15 protein-coding genes are annotated in these 18,633 nt (G+C 72.8%); 9 read left to right on the top strand and 6 right to left on the bottom strand.

All coding sequences use genetic code 11. The features are described 5' to 3' along the window. The first annotated feature begins 41 nt into the window (after nucleotides 1–41). The 3 genes from OHV05_RS00850 (at nucleotide 42) to OHV05_RS00840 (ending at nucleotide 3,409) form a co-directional block, all read left to right on the top strand. The gene (locus OHV05_RS00850) at nucleotides 42–836 is read left to right on the top strand and encodes a GAF and ANTAR domain-containing protein (RefSeq protein ID WP_405015799.1); all 795 of its coding nucleotides are present in this window, start codon (nucleotides 42–44) and stop codon (nucleotides 834–836) included. Nucleotides 837–993: 157 nt separating this feature from the next. Further along, on the top strand, nucleotides 994–1,581 hold the full coding sequence (locus OHV05_RS00845) for an ANTAR domain-containing protein (RefSeq protein ID WP_405015798.1): 588 nt from the start codon (nucleotides 994–996) through the stop codon (nucleotides 1,579–1,581). A 130-nt stretch (nucleotides 1,582–1,711) separates the two neighbouring features. Further along, complete coding sequence (locus OHV05_RS00840) at nucleotides 1,712–3,409, top strand: GAF domain-containing protein (protein ID WP_405021367.1); 1,698 nt, start codon at nucleotides 1,712–1,714, stop codon at nucleotides 3,407–3,409. 48 nt (nucleotides 3,410–3,457) lie between these two features. Here the strand turns inward: OHV05_RS00840 and OHV05_RS00835 are convergent, their stop codons facing one another. From OHV05_RS00835 to OHV05_RS00815, 5 genes are all read right to left on the bottom strand, one after another. Then, entirely contained in the window at nucleotides 3,458–3,850 is a 393-nt protein-coding gene (locus tag OHV05_RS00835; RefSeq protein ID WP_405015797.1) for a pyridoxamine 5'-phosphate oxidase family protein, read from the bottom strand. Between the two features lie 104 nt (nucleotides 3,851–3,954). Beyond that, nucleotides 3,955–4,653 carry a response regulator gene (locus OHV05_RS00830; protein WP_405015796.1) on the bottom strand — a complete coding sequence of 233 codons (699 nt, stop codon included), beginning with the start codon at nucleotides 4,651–4,653 and terminating at the stop codon, nucleotides 3,955–3,957. Nucleotides 4,654–4,753: 100 nt separating this feature from the next. Then, the gene (locus tag OHV05_RS00825) at nucleotides 4,754–5,749 is read right to left on the bottom strand and encodes an Acg family FMN-binding oxidoreductase (RefSeq protein WP_405015795.1); all 996 of its coding nucleotides are present in this window, start codon (nucleotides 5,747–5,749) and stop codon (nucleotides 4,754–4,756) included. A gap of 64 nt (nucleotides 5,750–5,813) precedes the next feature. Then, nucleotides 5,814–6,461, bottom strand: coding sequence for a hypothetical protein (locus tag OHV05_RS00820; protein ID WP_405015794.1), 648 nt, complete (start codon nucleotides 6,459–6,461; stop codon nucleotides 5,814–5,816). Between the two features lie 81 nt (nucleotides 6,462–6,542). Further along, nucleotides 6,543–7,418 (bottom strand): universal stress protein, encoded by an 876-nt coding sequence (locus OHV05_RS00815; RefSeq protein ID WP_405015793.1) that lies wholly within the window; start codon nucleotides 7,416–7,418, stop codon nucleotides 6,543–6,545. A gap of 308 nt (nucleotides 7,419–7,726) precedes the next feature. Here OHV05_RS00815 and OHV05_RS00810 point away from each other — a divergent pair, with 308 nt between their 5' ends. The 6 genes from OHV05_RS00810 to OHV05_RS00785 all read left to right on the top strand — a co-directional run bounded on the left by OHV05_RS00810 (nucleotide 7,727) and on the right by OHV05_RS00785 (nucleotide 17,668). Continuing rightward, entirely contained in the window at nucleotides 7,727–8,545 is an 819-nt protein-coding gene (locus OHV05_RS00810) for a universal stress protein (RefSeq protein WP_405015792.1), read from the top strand. A 144-nt stretch (nucleotides 8,546–8,689) separates the two neighbouring features. Continuing rightward, nucleotides 8,690–9,547, top strand: coding sequence for a universal stress protein (locus tag OHV05_RS00805; RefSeq protein ID WP_405015791.1), 858 nt, complete (start codon nucleotides 8,690–8,692; stop codon nucleotides 9,545–9,547). A gap of 217 nt (nucleotides 9,548–9,764) precedes the next feature. Beyond that, nucleotides 9,765–12,422 (top strand): bifunctional acetaldehyde-CoA/alcohol dehydrogenase, encoded by a 2,658-nt coding sequence (gene adhE / locus OHV05_RS00800; protein WP_405015790.1) that lies wholly within the window; start codon nucleotides 9,765–9,767, stop codon nucleotides 12,420–12,422. A 112-nt stretch (nucleotides 12,423–12,534) separates the two neighbouring features. Next, on the top strand, nucleotides 12,535–14,802 hold the full coding sequence (pflB, locus tag OHV05_RS00795) for a formate C-acetyltransferase (protein ID WP_405015789.1): 2,268 nt from the start codon (nucleotides 12,535–12,537) through the stop codon (nucleotides 14,800–14,802). Between the two features lie 21 nt (nucleotides 14,803–14,823). After that, complete coding sequence (gene pflA / locus OHV05_RS00790) at nucleotides 14,824–15,600, top strand: pyruvate formate-lyase-activating protein (protein WP_405015788.1); 777 nt, start codon at nucleotides 14,824–14,826, stop codon at nucleotides 15,598–15,600. Between the two features lie 106 nt (nucleotides 15,601–15,706). Further along, nucleotides 15,707–17,668: a PAS domain S-box protein gene (locus OHV05_RS00785; protein ID WP_405015787.1), complete on the top strand. Its 1,962-nt coding sequence runs from the start codon at nucleotides 15,707–15,709 to the stop codon at nucleotides 17,666–17,668. A 79-nt stretch (nucleotides 17,669–17,747) separates the two neighbouring features. On the opposite strand, the gene OHV05_RS00780 is transcribed toward OHV05_RS00785, so the two are convergent. Continuing rightward, complete coding sequence (locus OHV05_RS00780) at nucleotides 17,748–18,371, bottom strand: hypothetical protein (protein ID WP_405015786.1); 624 nt, start codon at nucleotides 18,369–18,371, stop codon at nucleotides 17,748–17,750. Between the last annotated feature and the right edge of the window lie 262 nt (nucleotides 18,372–18,633).

The raw sequence follows: 18,633 nt of genomic DNA, 5'->3' as shown, positions 1-18,633 counted from the left end.
CCACGCACGGCTGGCTGCGGACGAGCAGGACGGAGCGCGCCATGACGCAGACGGGGCCGGGCTCTCCGGCGGCCGGGGACGCACCGGTGGCGGCCCGCTCCACCGGTCAGGTCGCCGACGACGAGGACCTGCGGGAGAGCCTGACGGGTCTGTCCCGGCTGGCCACCGCCCGGTTGGACCTGCGCGTCCTGCTGACGCACGTCGCCGAGTTCGCCGTGCGGGCCATCCCGGGCGCGGACGGCGCGGGCCTGACGCTGCTGGAGGACGACCGGGCCGACACGATGGTGGCGAGCGCCGGGTTCGTCCGGGAGGTGGACGCGATCCAGTACGGCCTCGACGAGGGACCGTGCATCACCGCGGCGGCCGAACGGCGTACGGTGCGGTCCCACTCGCTGGGCCGGGATCCCGCGTGGCCGCGGTTCGGGCCGCAGGTCAGCCGGTTGGGCGTGCACAGCGTGGTGTCGTTGCCGTTGCTGGCCGGTGAGGGGGTGCTGGGGGCGATGAACGTCTACGCCCGCGCCGAGCACGCCTTCGACGAGCGGGCCGTGGAGCTCGGGGAGCTGTTCGCCGTGCCGGCCGCGATCTCCGTCCAGAACGCCCAGGCCCTCGCCCGGGCCCAGCGGCTGGCCGCCCAGCTGCAGTCCGCGCTAACCCACCGCGCCGCGATCGACCAGGCGTTGGGGATCCTGATGAGCCGAAGTGGCTGTACCCCCGCCGAGGCTTTCGACAAGCTGCGGGTGCTGAGCCAGCGTCAGAACCGGAAGGTCTCCGTGGTCGCCCAGCAGCTCCTCGACGAGGCCGTGGCGCGGGCCAGGGCCCGGCACGGCGCGGGCTGAGCCCCGCCCGCCGCCGATCCGGCGTAGCGTCAGGGGTACGGAGGCCGCCGGACGGCGGACCCCGACCGCCGTCGGTCTCCGCCCACCGCGCGCCGCGTCCCGCCGCGGGCGGACCGGGCGGTTCGGCCGGGTGCTCGGGGCGCCCGGAGCACCCACCGTGGACATCTCCGGCTCACTCGCGCACCGGCTCGGCACCCTCACCGAGGCCCTCGGACACCCCGGCGCCGACCTGGCGCGCTCCGTGCGCGAGCTCGCCGACAGCCTGCGGCTCACGGTGCCGTCCTGGCTCGGCCTCACGATGACCCTCGTCCCGGACGGCCTCCCGCTGACGCTCACCGTGCTGGACGACGGTGTGCCGCCCGGCCCGGTCGCCAGCTCCGTCCGGGTGCCGCTGACCGGGCCCGGTGCCGCCGGGCCGGGGGACGCGGTGGTGTTCTACGCCGACGCGCCGGGAGCCTTCGTCGACTTCGCCGCCGACCTGGTCTTCGCCCTCGGGCTGGAGCCGGCGGACGTCGCGCTCGACCGGCACCGCACCCCGCCGGCCGGCCCCCCGGGCCTCGGCGGACCGGCCGCCGACCCGGGGCCTGATCAGGCGATCGGCATCCTCGTCGACCGAGGACGAACCCCCGAGGAGGCCCGGGCCGAACTCCGCCGTCTCGCCCGCCACGCACGGACCGGCCGGTCCGCCGCCGCCCGGCAGCTCATCCGCTCGACCGCGCGCCAGCCCCGGCCGGGGGCCGGGTGACGCCCGCGGACGTCGGTGGGGCACGCCTTGCCTTGCTGTAGAACTGAGTTGGGCGTCCGGCTGTTCGCCTGCCGGGCCGCTGCGGGTGAACGGTCCGGTCGGTGAGGAGGAGGCTCCGGTGGGGGACGAGATGCGGTCACGGATTCCGCAGCTGCGGTTGGACGAGCTGCTGGAGGAGCTGCAGGCGCGGATCGACGCGGCCCGGGGGACCAGGGACCGGGTGCACAGTCTGCTGGAGGCGGTGCTGTCGGTCGGGCGGGAGCTGGACCTGACCCAGGCGCTGCGGCGGATCGTGGAGGCCGCCGCGGTGCTGGTGGACGCCCGGTACGCGGCCCTGGGGATCATCAGTCCGGACGGGGAGCGGCTGTCGGAGTTCCTGACGGTGGGGATGACGGACGAGGAGGTGGCCGGGATCGGCCCCTACCCGACCGGCAAGGGGCTGCTCGGCGAGCTGATCAACCATCCGGAGGCGCTGCGGCTGGGGGACTTGTCGCAGCATCGGTCCTCGTACGGGTTCCCGGACAACCACCCGCCGATGCGGACCTTCCTCGGTGTGCCGGTCCGGGTGCGGGACAAGGTGTTCGGCAATCTCTACCTGACCGACAAGCGGGGCGGGGAGGAGTTCGACGCCGACGACGAGTCGGTGATCGCGACGCTGGCCGTGGCGGCGGGGGTGGCGATCGACAACGCGCGGCTGTACGAGGAGGCGCAGAGCCAGCAGCGCTGGCTGAGCGCGAGCGGGGAGATCACCCGCAGTCTGTTGTCGGGCAGCCCGCGCGGGCAGGTGGTGGAGCTGATCGCGCAGCGGGCCCGGGAGATCACCGGTGCGGAGCTGGCGGACGTGGTGGTGCCGGCGGCCGACGGCGAGACGCTGCGGGTGGAGTTGGCGCTCGGCGGGGACGCCGCGAAGCGGGCGGGCCTGGTGGTGCCGCGGGAGGGCACGCTCTCGGGCGCGGCGTTCACCGAGGGGGCCCCGGTCACCACCCTCGACCTGGCCACCGATCCGCGGCTGACGGCCGATCCGCGGCGGGCGGAGCGGCTGGGCCCGGCCGTCGCCGTGCCGCTGGGGCGGACCGAAGGGCACGTCGACGGAGTCCTGCTGCTGGTCCGCCGGGCGGGGGAGGCGGCGTTCACCGAGCGGGAGACCGGACCGCTGCTGGGCTTCGCGGGCCAGGCCGCGCTGGGGCTGGAACTGGCGTCCCGGCGCCGGGACGCCGAACAGCTGGCGATGCTGGAGGACCGCGACCGGATCGCCCGGGACCTGCACGACCTGGCGATCCAGCGGCTGTTCGCCACCGGGATGACGCTGCAGAGCGCGGCCCGGTTCATCGAGCATCCCGGGGCGTCCGACCGGGTCCTGCGGGCGGTGGCGGACCTGGACGAGACGATCAAGATCATCCGGTCGACGATCTTCGGGCTCCGGGTCCGGGAGGACGCGGCGGGGTACGGCCTGCGGGCCAGGGCGGTGAAGGTGGTCGAGGAGGCGCAGGCGGCGTTGGGGTTCGCGCCCCGGCTGAGCATGGAGGGCCTGCTCGACACCGACGTGCCCACGGAGGTGGCCGACCACGTGGTGGCGGTCCTGGGCGAGGCGCTGAGCAACGCGGTACGGCACGCGTGCGCCGGGCGGGTCGAGGTGGTGCTGCAGGCGACGGGCACGCAGGTGGTGCTGACCGTGCAGGACGACGGCGTGGGCATCCCCGAGCAGGGCCGGCGCAGCGGCCTGCGCAACCTCGCGGAGCGGGCCGAGGGGCTGGGCGGTGCGCTGGAGCTCACGGCCCCGCCGGGCGGCGGCGCGCGACTGGTCTGGTCGGCGCCGCTCGGCAACTGACGGACCGTCACCGCCCTCGGTGGCCGGGCCGGCCGAGCCGCTCCTCGCTCAGTGCGAGGAGGGCAGCAGGTGCCCGGTGACCAGCTCCGCCCGGATCAGCAGGGTGACCTGCCCGGCCGGGGCGGAGCCAGCTGCGGCCGGGTCCTCGGCGACCTCCGCCCGGCCGAGGACGGTGACGGTCCAACCGCTGCCGTCCGACTGGTGGACCTCGCCCGTCTCGAACGCCACCAGGGAGCCGGCCACGGCGCGGACCAGCTCGGACCCGGCCGGGGCGCGCAGCAGCACGCCGCCGCTGCCGAAGCGGTAGCGGGTCGGCAGCACGGCGGGCAGGGCGCCGACCGTGTACACGACCCGGCCGACCGACGCCGAGGTCAGCAGCCGCAGGCACTGCCGTTCGTCGAGTGGTACGGGAACGGCCGAGGGGATCTGATCGGGACTCATGTCGTCGATGCTTGCCCGGGGCGGAGCGTCGGGTGAGGGGCCGTTGGTCCCCGGAGCCGGTCGGATGGTCCCGGAGCGGTTCGTGCGGGGGACATCGACGGGGCTCAGGGGTGGTTGCGGCCGACCGGCGGCCGGCCGGTGCCGGGGGCCTGTGCGGCGATCACGGCCGCCTGCACGCGTCGTTCCACCCCGAGCTTGGCGAGCAGGCGGGAGATGTGGTTCTTGACGGTCTTCTCCGCCAGGTAGAGCCGTTCCCCGATCTGACGGTTGGTCAGCCCCTCGCCGATCAGGGCGAGGATCTCGCCCTCCCGGCCGGTGAGTTCGGGGAACGCCGGGGTGGGCGGGGTGGCGTCGCCGCGCATCCGCGCCATCAGCCGGGTGGCCGCCCCGGGATCGAGCATGGACTGCCCGGAGGCGACGGTGCGGACGGCGGACACCAGGTCGGTACCGCTGATCTGCTTGAGGACGTACCCGGCGGCACCCGCCATGATCGAGTCGAGCAGGGCCTCCTCCTCGTCGAAGGAGGTCAGCATCAGACAGGCCAGGTCGGGCATCCGGGCCCGCAACTCCCGGCAGACCGTCACACCGTCGCCGTCGGGCAGCCGCATGTCCAGCACGGCGACGTCCGGGCGCAGCGCCGGTACCCGGGCGATCGCCTGCTCGGCGGTGGCCGCCTCGCCGACCACCAGCAGGTCGGGCTCGGCGTCCAGCAGATCGTGCACCCCCCGGCGGACGACCTCGTGGTCGTCGAGCAGGAACACCCGCACGGTGGTGCCGGCCCGTGCTGCCCCGTTGTCCGTCATCACGTCTCCGTACTCGGGGACCCGCCGGAACGACGGGCCGAATGAGAACCGAGGGAGAGTCTGACGCTCGGGCGTCTGCGGACGGTAGGGCCGGACGGCCCTAATCGCCGGTGGCGGAGGCGTCCTGACGGTCGAACAGCGCGGGCACCGGGAGACGGGGGGTGGGGACGACCGGCGAGCCGTAGCCGATGCGCAGCAGCATCTGCGGCGCGCAGCGGTCCGCGTCGGCGGTGGCCAGCCGGGCCCGCAGGTCGGGCCACTCCAGGGCCTGGTGGAGCATCGAGGCGCGCAGGCCGCGGAGGGTGAGCAGCAGCAGGACGTGCTGCAGGGCCTGACCGGCCCGCAGCCAGTCCGCGCGCCGGTCGTGCCGGGTGGTCAGCAGGAGCAGCCGGGGGCCGGACCCGGGCGCGGTGCGGTCCCGGGGCGGCTCGTCCAGTCCGCCGAAGGAGCGCACCGGGAGACGGCCGGTGGCATCCCGTGGTCCGAACGCGTGGACGGGCAGCGCCCGGGCGTCGCCGGGGCCGGTGGTCCGGGCCAGGCACTCGCGCCGGCGGCCGGGGTCGAGGGCGTTGCGGGAGTCGGCCACCGTGGTGAGGCCGAGCAGACGGGTGCTCTCGGCGGGGCCGGGACGGTGGAGTTCGGCACCGTCCAGCCGTGCGGCCTCGGCGAGTTCGCCCAGGAGGGCCTCGGGGACCGGCGCCGGCGAGAACGGCAGGCGGCTGCTGCGGCGCCGCCAGATCGCCTGATGGAGGTCGGGGTGGCGTAGCAGGCCCGCGCGGGGCCGGCCGGCCAGCCGCACCGTGGCCAGCAGCCCGGGCCGGTCCGGGCAGGGCAGCAGTCTGATGACCGGTTCGCGGCCCAGCTGGATCGCGGCCGCCTTGAGATTGCCCAGCGCGGCGCCGACCGAGATGTGCAGTGCCCTGGTGTCGGGATCGGTGAGCGGCAGGGCGTGCCGCGGCGACGCGTGGACCGCGAGCGTGCCCGGCTCGGGGCCACGACTGAAGTACCACGGCTGGGAGTTGTGGACGGACGGGGCCGCGGCAGCCGCGGCGACGAGGACGTCCTCGATGCTGCGGACGGTGAGCGACGGAGCCATGGAGGTCCAGCCTTCCTACGGAGCGGCCGGGAGTGGCCGGTACGTGGTGTCCGCTGACGACGGGTCAGCCGAGCCTGGGGTCGGGGGTACCGGGCAGGTCGGAGGAGCGGCCGGTCCAGATCGGCTCCAGCCGGGCCCAGTCCTGCTGCCAGTCGTCCGTCGCCGCGCGGTCCAGGGAGCGCAGCCGCAGGCCCAGACCTGCGGCGACCAGGACGGACAGGCCGCCGAGGGTGAACAGGCCGGCCACGCCCGCCCCGACCGCGACATCGGTGGCGCTCGGGGGAGCGGTGGCGAGCGCACCGGTGTCGCCGACCCAGATCCGGGTGGTGGCGCCCGGTGCGGCGGGCCGGGTGAGCACGATCGTCCCGCTGCGGTCCTGGCCGGCGGGGGAGGTCCAGGCGGCCTCGGCCCGGTAGCCGGTCCGGCTCAACGTGGCGCCGGCGTCGGCCCGGCGGGCCGGGGTACGGACGACCGCGTCGACCTGGTGCAGCCCGACCGCCGCCGCCGTGGCCCGGCGTTGCCCGGAGCCCAGCTCGACCAGCGCCGCCGCCGTGCCCACCAGGGTGGCCAGGGCGAGGCCGAGCGCACCGAGCAGCAGGGCACGGCTGCGGGCCCGGTCCAGTGGCCGGCTCAGCCCGTTCCGCTCGAAGCCGAGGGCCCGGCGCAGATGACGGTGCGGTAGGCGGACGGTGGGGCGGCGGGTGCTGGACATGGCGGTTGCTCCTTCGAGGTGACGGGCCGAGCGGGTCCGGGCGGTGGGTCCGGGGACCCACCGCCTTCGCGTCCGGCGGCGTCAGTCGTGCGGGACGACGGCGACCGGGGCCTTCGCGTGCTGCAGGACGGCGTGGGCGACCGGCCCGAGCCGCATGCCCGCGTGGTGCGGGCGGTGGCGCCGTCCGATCACCACGAGGGCGGCCTCGGTGGACCGGTCCACCAGGGCCGCCCCTCCGGTGCCGATCCGGCACTCCTCGATCACCAGCACCTCCGGGTACTTCTGGCGCCGGCCGGCCAGCGCCTCCGTGAGCAGCTCGGACTCGATCGCCTGGAACTGCTCGGACTCGACCTGCGGGGGCACCCAGCCGGCGTAGCCCCAGGACGCCGGCGGCGTCCAGCCGTGGACGGCCCGGAGCACGGCGCCGAGCCGGACGGCCTGCTGGAACGCGAAGTCGATCAACTCGTCGGCCGGGGCACGGGTGTCGACCCCCAGGACGATCTCGCCCCGGCCGGGACCGCCCGGGCGGTCGGTGCCCGCGGCCCGGACCAGGACGGTGGGCACCTCGCAGCGGGCCACCACGGCGAGCCCGACCGAGCCGACCACCAGCCCGGTGAACCCGCCCCGGCCGCGCGAGCCGAGGACCAGCAGGTCGGCGGAGGCCGCGGCCTCGACCAGCAGGTCGGTCGGCTCGCCGCCACCGCCGATCAGTTCGGTCTGCACCTCCAGGCCGGGGTGCGAGCGCCGGGCCTCCTGCTCGGCGTCCGCGAGCATCCGTACGGTGAGGCCGCGGACGTCGGTGGGCTGGGTCCGGTCGGCGTTGATGCCGTCGATCCAGGTCTGCGCGTGGACCAGCCGCAGGGCGAGCCCCCGGCGGGCGGCTTCGTCGGCGGCCCACCGGGCGGCCGCGGTGCTCTGCGGGGAACCGTCGATACCGGCGAGCAGGTACTGGGTCATGGGAAACCGTCCTCGGGTCGATGGGGTGGACGGCCGTCCGTCCGGCGAACCGGCCGGTGACGTACGGCATCGTCACGACCCCGTCAGCATCGTCCGGCCGGGCGGTGGCGGGCATGGGCCGGACAGCCTCGGGAACGGGGCCGAGGGTCCCGGGTCGCCCCGGCGTCGCGTACCCCGGTCGGCCCTGTGCGGGCTGCTGTCCGCGGCACGACGATGCGTCAGGAGGCGGGTGCCGCACGACCGTCCACGAGCTGACGGAACACCAGGCGCGCCTCGCCGGACCGGCCGACAACGAGGAGCTGAGTGCCATGGACCTGCCCGTCGCCGTAGGAGTGGACACCTCCACGGCAAGCCTGGCGGCCGCCGACTGGGCGGCGGGGGAGGCCGCCCTGCGCGATCGTCCGCTGCGCGTCCTGCACGCGCTGCCGCTGATGCCGCACCTGCTGCCGGGCGGGACGGCCCGGTCGCCGCTCGACGGCTGCGCCCTGCTGCACGAGGTCCGGCACCTTCTCGCGGTGCGGCACCCGCAGGTGCACACCCGCACCGAGGAGGTCCACGACGTCGCCACCGCCGCGCTGGTGGCGGCTGCCGAGACCGCCGAACTCCTGGTCCTGGCGGTCCGTGGCGACGGCGGCTTCCCCGGGCTGCGGGTCGGATCGACCGCCCTGCACGTCGCGGCGAGGGCCGGCTGCCCGACCGTGCTGGTGCCGGTGGACGAAGTGGACGCGGGGGTAAGGGACTTCATCGCGGTCGCCGTCGACGCCCGCCGTCCGCACGGTGCGGCGCTCGACTTCGCCTTCGAGGCCGCCCGCAGACACGGCTCGCCGCTGCGCGTCCTGCACGCCTTCCCGGTGGTGCGGACGGCGGGCCGGGCCGACGGGCGGGAGCGGGAGGCGGCTCTGCTCGCCGCGGTCCTGGAACCGTGGAAGGACGCCCACCCGGAGGTCGAGGTGATCGAGGAGGCGGAACCCGCAGGCGCGGGGCTGCTGTTGGTCGAAGCCTCGGCCAAGTCCCGGCTGCTGGTGGTCGGGCGGCGTCCCGACGGCACGGCCGGACGGTTGGGCCCCGTCGCCCACGCCGTCCTGCACCATGCCGCCTGCCCGGTCGCCGTGGTGCCTGGCAGTTGAGCCGGACACCGGGACCTTCGGGCCACCGGGAGGCTGTTCGGCCTCTGGGCCGGGTCGCGGGGGCGGCGGCACAGTGTCCGTGTCCAAGCAGGGTGGTCGAGCGCATCCGCGCCGCGGCCGGTCGGAACGGTGGAGGTCACAGCCATGAAGCGCGCTGTTGTGGTGGGAGTCGACGGATCGGCGCAGAGTGAGGCCGCCGCCCGGTGGGCAGCGGAGGAGGCCCGGCGCAGCGGACGGGTGCTGCGCATGCTGCACGTCGCGGCGGACGGCGGGGGACTCGCCCCGGCGGACGAACCGACGGACCGCTTGCCGGCCCCGGTGGCCGAGATCCGGGACCGGGTCGCCGCCGGCTGGCCGGAGCTGACTATCAGTTGCGAGCAGGTCACCGGGAGCCCGTACTACGCCTTGGCGGCCGCCGGCGAGCGGGCCGGCCTGCTCGTGCTCGGTTCCCGGGGGCTCGGCGCCGTCGTCGGCCGGTTGGTCGGTTCGGTCGGGCTCCGTACGGCGGCTCACAGCCGGTGCCCCGTCGTTCTGGTCACCGAACGTGCGGACGGTCCGGCCGACGGGAGGGGCGAGGTCGTCGTGGGGATCCAGAGTGACCGGCCCTGCGACGCGGTGCTCGCGTTCGCCTTCGAGCAGGCGGCCCGACGCGGGGTCGCGTTGCGGGCGGTGGAGGCCTGGACGCCGCCCACCGGACCGTATGTGACGGAGGCTCCGCTGGGGCAGCAGGCGATCAGGGAGTCGCTGGCGACCGCCCGGCTGGTGCACCTCCAGGACGCGTTGGGCCGCTGGCGGGAGAAGTTCCCCGGCGTCCCCAGCGAGGCGGAGGTGGTGGGCGGCGGCGCGGCCGACGCGTTGCGGGTGGCCTCGCGCGGGGCTTCCCTGGTCGTGGTGGGACGGCGGGCGCCCGGACAGCCCATGGCCGCACCCCACTTGGGGACGGTGGCGCACGTCGTCCTGCACCACGCCCACAGCCCGGTCGCCGTGATCCCGCACGACTGAGACCGGCCGAGGGTGGTCCCGGCCGTCGCCCGGCCTGTTGGCCGGCCCGTCGCCCGGCCCGGGACCAACCGCCTTGCCGAGGCGGGACCTTCGGCCCGAGGTCCTGCCCCGACCGGCAGGCTCGCCGCCGCCCCCGGCGGCGGGACGCTGTGTGCCGGGGCGCCGACGACAACCGGATGCGCCCGGCCCCGGACGACAACCTGAAAGGTGGTCCACCATGTCCCGTCGCCCGCAGACCGCGAGCACCCCGGAACCCGTTCGGCCCGAAGCAACCGAGACTCCTGCGCCCTCCGAGGCGGTGATGGCCGTGGACGTTCTGGTCGGCAACGGCCTGAAGGCCCTGGGGGAGTACGCGGGGTTCACGCAGGAGAAGGTCGACCACATCGTCAAGAAGGCGTCGTTGGCGGCGTTGGCCGCGCACACCCGGTTGGCGGTGCTGGCGGTGGAGGAGACCGGGCGGGGGGTGTTCGAGGACAAGGCCGTCAAGAACGTCTTCGCCTGCGAGCATGTCACGCACTCGATGGCGGACATGAAGACGGTGGGGGTGATCCGGCGGGACGACATCGACGGGATCGTGGAGATCGCGGAGCCGGTGGGTGTGGTGGCGGGGGTGACTCCGGTGACCAATCCGACCTCGACGACGATTTTCAAGGCGTTGGTGGCGTTGAAGACCCGCAATCCGATCGTGTTCGGTTTCCATCCGGCCGCGCAGCGGTGTTCGGCGGAGGCGGCGCGGATCGTGCGGGACGCGGCGGTGGCGGCGGGTGCTCCGGCGCACTGCGTGCAGTGGATCGAGGTGCCGTCGATGGAGGCGACGGGTGCGTTGATGAACCATCCGGGGGTGGCGACCATCCTGGCCACGGGTGGGAACGCGATGGTGAAGGCGGCGTACAGCTGCGGGAAGCCGGCCCTGGGGGTGGGTGCGGGCAACGTGCCCGCGTACATCGAGAAGAGCGCGAACCTCAAGCGCGCGGTCAACGACGTGGTGGTCTCCAAGTCCTTCGACAACGGGATGATCTGCGCCTCCGAGCAGGCCGTGATCCTGGACCAGGAGATCTACGGCCCGGCGCTCGGCGAGTTCCGCAAGCTCAAGGCGCACCTTGCCACCGGCGAGGAGAAGGTCCTGCTGGAACGACACCTGTTCGGCACGGTCGGCGACCGAGGACGGCTCAACTCCGCAGTGGTGGGCCGGTCCGCCGCGCAGATCGCCGAGGGCGCCGGGTTCACGGTTCCCGCCGACACCTCGATCATCCTGGCGGAGGTGGACTTCGTGGGGCCCGAGGAGCCGTTGACGCGGGAGAAGCTCTGCCCGGTGCTCGCGGTGCTGAAGGCGGACACCCGCAAGCAGGGGCTGAGGCTGGCCACCGAGATGGTGGAGTTCAACGGTCTGGGGCACTCGGCGGCGGTGCACACGGAGGACGAGGCGTTCGCGGAGGAGTTCGGGCATGCGGTGAAGGCGTGCCGGATCATCTGGAACGCGCCGAGTTCGCAGGGCGGGATCGGGGACGTCTACAACGCGTTCATGCCGTCGTTGACGCTGGGGTGCGGCAGTTACGGGGCGAACTCGGTGTCGGGGAACGTCACCGCGCTGAACCTGGTGAACATCAAGCGGATCGGGCGGCGCAACACGAACATGCAGTGGTTCAAGATCCCGCCGAAGGTGTTCTTCGAGCGCAACTCCATCAAGTACCTGGCGGACATGCGCGGTGCGCGCAGGGTGGTGATCGTGACCGACAGGACGATGGTGGAGATCGGGCACCTGGAGCGGGTCCGGTCGGTGCTGAACCGGCGGTCCGAGCCGGTGGAGATCCGGGTGATCGACTTCGTGGAGCCGAACCCGAGCATCGACACGGTGGACAAGGGCGCGGAGCTGATGCGCGGCTTCCGGCCGGACACCATCATCGCGCTGGGCGGCGGGTCGCCGATGGACGCGGCCAAGGTGATGTGGCTGATGTACGAGCACCCCGAGACGGTGTTCGCGGACCTGAAGGAGAAGTTCTTCGACATCCGCAAGCGCGCCTTCACCTTCCCCGACCTGGGGGAGAAGGCCAAGCTGGTGTGCATCCCGACCACCTCGGGCACCGGCTCGGAGGTCACCCCGTTCGCGGTGATCACCGACTCGGAGACCGGCCAGAAGTACCCGCTGGCGGACTACGCGCTCACCCCCAGCGTGGCGATCTGCGACCCGGCACTGACCACGCACCTGCCGAAGGCGGTGACCGCCGACTCCGGCTTCGACGCCCTCACCCACTGCATCGAGACCTACGTGTCGGTCTACGCCAACGACTTCACCGACGGCCTGGCCCTGCAGGGCATCCGGCTGGTCTTCGACAACCTCGAGGAGGCCGTGGCCAACGGGCCGGACAACCCGGTGGCGCGGGAGAAGATGCACAACGCTGGCACCATCGCCGGAATGGCCTTCGGCTCCGCGTTCCTGGGCATCGTCCACGCCATGGCACACACCCTGGGCGCCACCTTCCACGTCGCGCACGGCCGCACCAACGCCATCCTGCTGCCGCACGTGATCCGCTACAACGGCGCCGCCCCCTCCAAGGTGACCAGCTGGCCCAAGTACCAGAGCTACGTCGCCCCCGAGCGCTTCCAGCAGATCGCCAGGATGCTCGGCCTGCCCGCCGACACCCCCGAGCAGGGCGTCGAATCACTGGCCCACGCGGTGGAGCAGCTGCGCGACAGGGTCGGCATCCCGCAGTCCTTCAAGAACGCCGGCGTCGACGAGAGCGCCTTCCTGGACGCCCTCCCGCAGCAGGCGATGTACGCCTACGAGGACCAGTGCGCCCCGGCCAACCCCCGGATGCCGATGCTCGCCGACATGCAGCAACTCATGCGCCAGGCCTACTACGGGGACCACATCTGAGCCGGGACGAAGGTCCATTCGAATCAGGACTTTCCGAGCCCATGTGACTTTGTGAATCGTTTCACAATGTAGGCGTAGGGCTCGGAACCACGAAGAGCGGGAGCAGCACACCATGAGCACCCAGCACATCGAGAAGACGCGGGGCGGGGCCTGGGAGGGTTTCAAGGGCGGGTTGTGGCGGGATGCCATCGACGTCCGGGACTTCATCCAGCAGAACTACACCCCCTACCTGGGTGACAGTTCCTTCCTGGCGGGCCCGACCGGGCGGACCACGGCGGTGTGGGAGAAGATCACCGACCTGTTCCCGCAGGAGCGAGCCAAGGGCGTCCTGGACGTGGCGTACGACGTCCCGTCGACGATCACGGCGCACGCGCCGGGGTGGATCGACCGGGAGCTGGACCTGATCGTGGGTCTGCAGACGGACGCGCCGTTGAAGCGGGCGATCATGCCCTACGGCGGCTGGCGGATGGTGGCCGGCGCGCTGGAGACGTACGGCTACCCGGTGTCGGCGGAGCTGGAGAAGGTGTTCACGCAGTACCGCAAGACCCACAACGCGGGCGTGTTCGACGCCTACACCCCCGACATCCGGGCCGCCCGCAAGGCCGGCATCGTCACCGGCCTGCCCGACGCGTACGGGCGGGGGCGGATCATCGGCGACTACCGCCGGGTCGCCCTCTACGGGGTGGACCGGCTGATCGAGGCCAAACTGGCGGAGAAGGCCGGGCTGGACGCGATGCCCGGCGACCCGGCCCTGCTGGAGGAGACCATCCGGGAGCGGGAGGAACTCGCCGAGCAGATCCGCTCGCTGGGCGAACTCAAGCAGATGGCCGCCTCCTACGGCCACGACATCTCCGGCCCGGCCGGCACCGGCCGCCAGGCGATCCAGTGGCTGTACTTCGCCTACCTGGCAGCGGTCAAGGAGCAGAACGGCGCCGCGATGTCACTGGGCCGGACCTCCACCTTCATCGACGTCTACCTCCAACGCGACATCGACAGCGGACTGCTGACCGAGCAGACGGCCCAGGAACTGGTCGACGACTTCATCATCAAACTGCGGATCGTACGCTTCCTGCGCACCCCCGAATACGACGAACTGTTCTCCGGCGACCCGACCTGGGTGACCGAGTCCATCGGCGGCATCGGCCAGGACGGCCGCCCACTGGTCACCCGCAGCTCCTTCCGCTACCTCCAGACCCTCTACAACCTCGGCCCCGCCCCCGAACCGAACATGACCGTCTTCTGGTCCCCGCAACTACCCCAGGGATTCAAGGAGTTCTGCGCCCAGGTGTCGATCGACACCTCCAGCGTGCAGTACGAGTCGGACGAACTGATGCGCCCGCGCTTCGGCGACGACACCGCCATCGCCTGCTGCGTCTCCGCGATGGCCGTCGGCAAGCAGATGCAGTTCTTCGGCGCCCGCGTCAACCTCGCCAAGACCCTCCTCTACGCGGTCAACGGCGGCCGCGACGAGAAGTCCGGCGCCCAGGTCGGCCCCGCATCCGGCCCGATCACCTCCGACGTGCTGGACTACGACGAGGTGCTGGCCCGCTTCGACCAGCAGATGGAATGGCTCGCCCAGACGTACGTGCACGCACTGAACGTCATCCACTTCATGCACGACAAGTACGCCTACGAACGCATCGAGATGGCCCTGCACGACCGCGACATCCGCCGCACCATGGCCTGCGGCATCGCCGGCCTCTCCGTCGCCGCCGACTCCCTCGCCGCCATCAAGTACGCCAAGGTCACCCCCGTCCGCGACGACACCGGCCTGGTCACCGACTACCTCATCGAAGGCGACTACCCCGCCTACGGCAACAACGACGACCGCGCCGACGAGATCGCCGTCTGGCTGGTCGAGGAGTTCATGCGCAAGATCCGCAAACACCCCACCTACCGCGGCGCCGAACACACCCAGTCCGTGCTCACCATCACCTCCAACGTCGTCTACGGCAAGAAGACCGGCAACACCCCCGACGGCCGCCGCACCGGCGAACCCTTCTCCCCCGGCGCCAACCCCATGAACGGCCGCGACAGCCACGGCTACATCGCCAGCGCCCTCTCCGTCGCCAAACTGCCCTACCAGGACGCCGAGGACGGCATCTCACTCACCAACACCGTCACCCCCGACGCCCTCGGCCGCACCCCCGCCGAACGCATCACCAACCTCGCCGGCGTACTCGACGGCTACATCGCTTCCAACGGCTTCCACATGAACGTCAACGTCCTCAACCGCGACACCCTCCTCGACGCCATGGAACACCCCGAGAACTACCCCCAGCTGACCATCCGCGTCAGCGGCTACGCCGTCAACTTCGTCCGCCTCACCCGCGAACAACAACTCGACGTCCTCAACCGCACCTTCCACAGCTCGCTGTAGCCGGCGTCAGGAGGATTCGCCATGGCCGTCGATCTCGGTATCACCATCCCGCTCGGGCCGCCCCGGACCGTCACGGGTTCGGTGCACTCCTGGGACCTCTCCACCGGGGTGGACGGACCCGGCACCCGCTTCGTCACCTTCCTCGCCGGCTGCCCCCTGAACTGCCTCTACTGCCACAACCCCGACACCATGAAAATGCGCAACGGCAAACGCACCAGCGCCGACGAGGTGGTGGCCGAGGCCGCGAAGTACACCACCTTCATCCGCGCCTCCGGCGGCGGCGCCACCATCAGCGGCGGCGAACCCCTGCTCCAGCCGGTCTTCGCCGGCGAGCTGTTCCACCGCTTCAAGCACGAACTCGGCCTGCACACCGCACTGGACACCTCCGGCTTCCTCGGCACCCGCGCCACCGACGCCCTCCTCGCCGACGTCGACTTGGTGCTGCTGGACATCAAGTCCTGGGACCGCGAGCTCTACCGCCGAGTCACCGGGCGGCAGTTGGACCCGACCCTGGACTTCGCCCGGCGGCTCGCCGACCTCGGCAAGGAGGTCTGGGTGCGGTTCGTGCTGGTGCCGGGACTGACCGACCCGGTGGAGAACGTCGAGGGCGTAGCCGGCTTCGCCGCCTCGCTCGGCAACGTCTCCCGCGTCGACGTGCTGCCGTTCCACAAGCTCGGCACCGCCAAGTACGAAGCCCTCGGCCAGGACTTCGCGCTCGCCGACACCCCCACACCGACCCCCGAACAGGTCACCACCGCCCGCGCCGTCTTCACCGGCCACGGCCTGAACGCCATCTGACATCCAGACGATCGGGAACGATCAGGAGCGAGCCGATACGGTCTGATCTGCGCGGATTCTCGCTTTCCCGGCCCCCCGGCTCGCGTCCTCAGTACGGTCATATGCCATGGTCACCCCTCGCAACCACCAGGTGGACGGTTCCATGGATCGAGGAGGGGCGGAGACGGCGGTTCCCCGGCAGAGCGCGTCGGACCGGGACATGGACGAACTGCGCGCCGCCGAGCGGCGGTTCAGGGGGCTGCTGGAGTCCGCGCCGGACGCGATGGTGATCGTGGACGACCGCGGCGTGATCAGGCTGGTCAACGCACAGACCGAGGCGCTGTTCGGGTACCGCCGGGAGGAGTTGCTCGGCAGGCCGGTGGAAGCCCTGCTGCCCGAACGCTTCCGCGCTCACCACCCGCAGCACCGCAGCGGATACACCGTCACCCGGCGGACCCGGCCGATGGGTTCCGGGCTCGATCTGTACGGGCTGCGTCGGGACGGTACCGAGTTCCCGGTCGAGATCAGCCTGAGCCCGCTGGAGACCGGCGACGGCCTGCTGGTCTCGGCCGCGATCCGGGACGTGAGCGATCGCAAGGCGGCGGAGGTGCGGATCAGCGAGCTGGCGACGCTGGTCGAGTCCTCGCAGGACGCGATCATCACCCACACCCTGGACGGCCGGATCACCTACTGGAACGCCGCCGCCCACCGCCTGTACGGCTACAGCCCGGAGGAGGTGATCGGGCGTCACATCGGGACACTGGCCCCGCCCGATCTCAAGGACGAGGTGACCGCCCTGCTGGAGCGGCTCGCGCGGGGCGAGCGGGTGGAGAACCACGAGTCGCTCCGGCTCGCCGCGGCCGGCCAACTGCTCGACGTGGACGTCACCCTGTGGCCGACCCGCGACCAGTACGGCGCGATCTGCGGTGCCTCGGCGATCGTCCGCGACGTCGCGGACCGCAAGCGGGCCGAACTGGAGCTGACCCGGCTCTACCAGCAGCAGCGGCACATCGCGCTCACTCTGCAGCGCAGCCTGATGGGTTCACCGCCGGACATCCCCGGGATGCGCACCGCGAGCCGGTACCTGGCCTCGACCGAGGGGGCCGGTGTCGGCGGCGACTGGTTCGACCTGGTGCCGCTCGGGGCGGGGCGGATCGGCGTCATCGTCGGCGACGTGATGGGCCGAGGGCTGGAGGCCGCCGCGGTGATGGGGCAACTCCGCTCGGCCGCCCACGCGTTGGCCAAGACGGGCATGCCGCCGCGACAGCTGATGCAGGCGCTGGACGCGGTGGTCGCCGACCTGCCGGACCAACTGGTCACCTGTTGCTACCTGGTGATCGACCCGCACGCCGGCGAGGTGGCGATCTGCTCGGCCGGCCACCTGCCGGCCCTGCTGGTCTCGCCGGACAACACGGTGCGCGAACTCGTCGCGCCGGTCAGCGTCCCGCTCGGAGTGGGCGACGTCCCGCACCAGCAGGCGACTCTGACCGTCCCGCCCGGCTCCACCCTGGTCCTCTACACGGACGGTCTGGTGGAGACCCCCGAGAGCGACCTCGGTGTCCAGATCTCCGCGCTGGCGGACGAGTTGGGGCGTGCCTTCGTCCGTACCCCCGATCTGGAGGTGGTCGCCGACCGGGTGCTCCGGGCGATGCTGCCCGGGACGGACCGGTACTCGGACGACGTGACCCTGTTGCTGGCCCAGTTGCCGGCCCCGCCGCTGGCGACCGCCTCCGTGGACCTGCCCGCGCTCCCCTCGTCGGCGTCCCTCGGGCGCCGGTTCCTGCGGGCGACCCTCCAGGAGTGGGCCTGCCCCGAGGTCGAGGACACCACCTGCCTGCTCGGCTCCGAGCTGATCGCCAACGCGGTCCGGCACGCGCGCGGACCGATCGGACTACGGCTGCACCGCACGGCCCGGGAGCTGACGATGGAGGTCTCGGACACCAGCCCCTCGCTGCCGGTTCCCCGGCCGGCCGACTGTGGCAGCGAGGACGGTCGGGGCCTGTCCCTGGTCGAGTCGCTCGCCTCCGGTTGGGGGGCCCGCCCGACCGCGACGGGGAAGACGGTCTGGTTCACCCTGGCACTCGACTGAGGGACCGGTCGACGTCCACGGACGAGGTGGCGGGCACCGACCGTCAGGGCCGGTGCCCGCCACCTCGGGTGAGCCGTGGTCAGCGGAGCCACGCGTGGCCCCGGACGACCGGCAGGTCGGCCCAACGGCGGCCCGCGCCCCAGGTCGCGCCCGCGCCGGTCGCGGCCAGGACGATCAGGAGCAGGGCGTACATCAGGTGGTAGTCGGTGACCGGGTTGGTGGACCCGCTGGCCGTACCGTCGGCCAGGTGACGGGTGGGCGGCCACTCGGCCGCCCACATCAGGGCCATCAGCAGGGTGCCGCCGACGGCGGTGACGCGCAGTGCGACGCCGGCGGTGAGGGCGAGACCGATGCCGAGCAGGCCGAGCATGAACAGCCAGTCGGCCCAGGCCTGGCCGGCCAGGTCGTGGAAGACGGACTGGAGCGGACCGGCGGAGACCCGGCTGAGGAAGCCCTTGGTGGGTGAGCCGCCGTTGACCCAGGACCGCGCGTCCGGGGTGGCGTATCCCCAGCCGAAGGCCTTGTCGAGGAAGGCCCAGAGGAAGACGAAGCCCAGGCCGACCCGTGCGACGGCGAGGGCGCGGGTCGCGGCGACGGCGACCGTGGCGGTGTCCGCCGAGACCCGGGGCCGGTGGGCGACGCCGTGCCGGAGCGTCGCCCCGAGCCGGGTGAAGCGTGAGGTGGGTGCGTGGTGAACGGCCATGGCTTGCTCTCCTTGGTCAACTGTCTTGCAGGGAACGGACTTCGTCGAGGCCGCCACCGGAAGTCTCGGGCCGGCCGGGGGTGCGGGTCTGCGGGCCGTTGGTCCCTTGCGGCGGTACGAGGGTCCCGGGACCTTGGCCCGCTCGGCCCTTCGCCGGCGCGACCGCGGGCCGGATGGTGGAGACACCCGACAGGGCACCTGCCTCGCGACCGCGCCGGGGCGAACCACCACCCTGCGTACCGAATCCGCACCGGACGGCCCG

Source organism: Kitasatospora sp. NBC_00070, from assembly GCF_045041205.1.
Classification (GTDB): Bacteria; Actinomycetota; Actinomycetes; order Streptomycetales; family Streptomycetaceae; genus Kitasatospora.
This window is presented reverse-complemented; position numbering and strand designations above follow the sequence as displayed.

Excerpts from the sequence above, each read along its gene's own strand:
- OHV05_RS00850 (WP_405015799.1), top strand. The coding sequence starts at position 42 with ATGACGCAGACGGGGCCGGGCTCTCCGGCGGCCGGGGACGCACCGGTG.
- OHV05_RS00840 (WP_405021367.1), top strand. The coding sequence starts at position 1,712 with ATGCGGTCACGGATTCCGCAGCTGCGGTTGGACGAGCTGCTGGAGGAG.
- OHV05_RS00835 (WP_405015797.1), bottom strand. The coding sequence starts at position 3,850 with ATGAGTCCCGATCAGATCCCCTCGGCCGTTCCCGTACCACTCGACGAA.
- OHV05_RS00830 (WP_405015796.1), bottom strand. The coding sequence starts at position 4,653 with ATGACGGACAACGGGGCAGCACGGGCCGGCACCACCGTGCGGGTGTTC.
- OHV05_RS00825 (WP_405015795.1), bottom strand. The coding sequence starts at position 5,749 with ATGGCTCCGTCGCTCACCGTCCGCAGCATCGAGGACGTCCTCGTCGCC.
- OHV05_RS00820 (WP_405015794.1), bottom strand. The coding sequence starts at position 6,461 with ATGTCCAGCACCCGCCGCCCCACCGTCCGCCTACCGCACCGTCATCTG.
- OHV05_RS00815 (WP_405015793.1), bottom strand. The coding sequence starts at position 7,418 with ATGACCCAGTACCTGCTCGCCGGTATCGACGGTTCCCCGCAGAGCACC.
- OHV05_RS00810 (WP_405015792.1), top strand. The coding sequence starts at position 7,727 with ATGGACCTGCCCGTCGCCGTAGGAGTGGACACCTCCACGGCAAGCCTG.
- OHV05_RS00805 (WP_405015791.1), top strand. The coding sequence starts at position 8,690 with ATGAAGCGCGCTGTTGTGGTGGGAGTCGACGGATCGGCGCAGAGTGAG.
- adhE (WP_405015790.1), top strand. The coding sequence starts at position 9,765 with ATGTCCCGTCGCCCGCAGACCGCGAGCACCCCGGAACCCGTTCGGCCC.
- pflB (WP_405015789.1), top strand. The coding sequence starts at position 12,535 with ATGAGCACCCAGCACATCGAGAAGACGCGGGGCGGGGCCTGGGAGGGT.
- pflA (WP_405015788.1), top strand. The coding sequence starts at position 14,824 with ATGGCCGTCGATCTCGGTATCACCATCCCGCTCGGGCCGCCCCGGACC.
- OHV05_RS00785 (WP_405015787.1), top strand. The coding sequence starts at position 15,707 with ATGGTCACCCCTCGCAACCACCAGGTGGACGGTTCCATGGATCGAGGA.
- OHV05_RS00780 (WP_405015786.1), bottom strand. The coding sequence starts at position 18,371 with ATGGCCGTTCACCACGCACCCACCTCACGCTTCACCCGGCTCGGGGCG.